Source organism: Robiginitalea sp., assembly GCF_049588695.1.
In the GTDB taxonomy this organism is placed as follows: Bacteria; Bacteroidota; Bacteroidia; order Flavobacteriales; family Flavobacteriaceae; genus Robiginitalea.
In genome coordinates this window covers 1-1,984 of the sequence record NZ_JBAVZJ010000526.1, presented here as the reverse complement: position 1 = coordinate 1,984, position 1,984 = coordinate 1, and the positions used below count along the sequence as shown (strand labels likewise).

At 47.3% G+C, this 1,984-nt stretch carries 2 protein-coding genes and 1 pseudogene; all 3 read left to right on the top strand.

Features of this window, described 5'->3' with window-relative positions; translation table 11 throughout:
- Window positions 1–127 precede the first annotated feature (127 nt).
- Window positions 128–364, top strand: a complete 237-nt coding sequence (locus tag WBV75_RS12215; protein WP_289724587.1) for an acyl carrier protein — start codon at window positions 128–130, stop codon at window positions 362–364.
- Window positions 365–471: 107 nt separating this feature from the next.
- Complete coding sequence (gene fabF / locus WBV75_RS12210; protein WP_424120868.1) at window positions 472–1,722, top strand: beta-ketoacyl-ACP synthase II; 1,251 nt, start codon at window positions 472–474, stop codon at window positions 1,720–1,722.
- 7 nt (window positions 1,723–1,729) lie between these two features.
- A pseudogene (locus tag WBV75_RS12205) lies at window positions 1,730–1,984 on the top strand (ribonuclease III); the annotation flags it as partial.

Sequence of the window (1,984 nt, the reverse complement as noted above, 5' to 3'; positions counted from 1 at the left end):
AATTTCAGGGCAAATGTACTATTGTCAGTTCTAAATTGTGTATATTAGGTCACATTTTGCTGGTAAAAGGGAGTTTTATTCCAAAGTTTTATATTTTTGCCATCATCTTAATTTTAAATCTTACAATATGTCAGATATTGCATCAAGAGTAAAGGCTATTATTGTTGATAAGCTGGGTGTTGACGAAAATGAAGTGGTTACCGAGGCCAGCTTTACCAACGACCTGGGGGCAGATTCACTGGACACTGTGGAGCTCATTATGGAATTCGAAAAAGAATTCGATATTCAAATCCCTGACGATCAAGCAGAAAATATCGCAACAGTAGGTCAGGCTATCAGTTATATCGAGGAGGCCAAGAATTAATGATATTGTTTTCATTAGTATTTAAATTATCCATGTGGTAAACGCGCTGCATGGATAATTTTTTTTAATTTACGCTTGGGTATAGAGCAGTTTTAGAGATTCGTTCCATGGATAAAAAGCGAGTAGTAGTTACCGGTTTAGGGGCCTTGACGCCCATTGGGAACACCTTAGACGCTTATTGGGAAGGACTTATAAGCGGTAAAAGCGGCAGTGATTTTATCACTTATTTTGACGCTGAAAAATTCAAGACCAAATTTGCCTGTGAGCTTAAAGGATTCGACCCCATGGACTTCTTTGATCGGAAAGAAGCCCGTAAGCTCGATCGGTTTACACAATACGCCCTGGTTTCTTCCGATGAGGCCATTATCGATTCCGGGCTGGATCTGGATGCTGTCGATAAGTTCCGGGTAGGGGTTATCTGGGGCGCGGGTATCGGAGGCCTGGAGACTTTCCAGACCGAGGTACTGAACTTTGCCCAGGGGGACGGAACCCCTAGATTCAATCCATTCTTTATTCCAAAGATGATCGCGGACATCGCTCCGGGAAACATATCTATAAAACACGGCTTCATGGGGCCGAATTACACCACGGTCTCTGCCTGCGCGTCTTCGGCCAATGCCCTGATCGATTCCCTGAATTACATACGCATGGGCTATTGCGATGTGGTGGTAACGGGTGGAAGTGAAGCAGCAGTAACCATTGCAGGAATGGGGGGGTTTAATGCCATGCATGCCCTCTCGACGAGAAACGACAGTCCCCAGACCGCCTCCCGCCCGTTCGATGCCACACGAGATGGCTTTGTACTTGGGGAGGGTGCAGGATCCCTGATTCTCGAAGAATACGAGCACGCCAAAGCACGGGGTGCTAAAATTTACGCCGAGGTGCTCGGGGGAGGGCTCTCCAGTGATGCATACCATATGACGGCACCTCACCCGGAAGGTATTGGCGTGATCAGGGTCATGGAGAACTGCCTGCAGGATTCCGGGGTTACCCCCGAGGAAGTAGATGCCATAAATACGCATGGTACGGCTACCCCGCTTGGTGATGTCGCCGAGCTGAAGGCCATCACCCAGGTATTCGGATCGCACGCTTCTAAAATCAATATCAATTCAACCAAGTCCATGACGGGGCATCTCCTGGGAGCTGCGGGAGCCATAGAGGCCATAGCTTCCATCCTTGCCATGAAACACAGTATAGTGCCTCCTACCATCAATCACACTACTGTGGACGATCAAATCGATCCGAGCCTTAACCTCACGCTGAATAAGGCGCAGGAGCGGGAAGTAAATGTAGCCATGAGTAATACGTTTGGCTTCGGAGGGCATAACGCCTGTGTATTATTCAGAAAAATAAGTTAGAGGGCCCATGACATTTCCTGGAAACATCTTTAATTCCCATCCCAAAGAGGATGGGGATTTTTTTTTGGGAATCACCGAGATCCTTGGATTTAAACCCCGGAAACTGGACCTTTATAAAAATGCCTTCCTGCACCGTTCCCTGAATCGGAAGGACAAAAAAGGCAATCCCCTGAATTACGAGAGGATGGAATTCCTGGGGGACTCCATGTTGGGGACGATCATTTCTCATTATCTCTATAAGGAAGTCCCTGCCGGGGACGAA

Bases quoted from the DNA above. Each gene is read 5' to 3' on its own strand.
- WBV75_RS12215 (WP_289724587.1), top strand. From the start codon at position 128: ATGTCAGATATTGCATCAAGAGTAAAGGCTATTATTGTTGATAAGCTG.
- fabF (WP_424120868.1), top strand. From the start codon at position 472: ATGGATAAAAAGCGAGTAGTAGTTACCGGTTTAGGGGCCTTGACGCCC.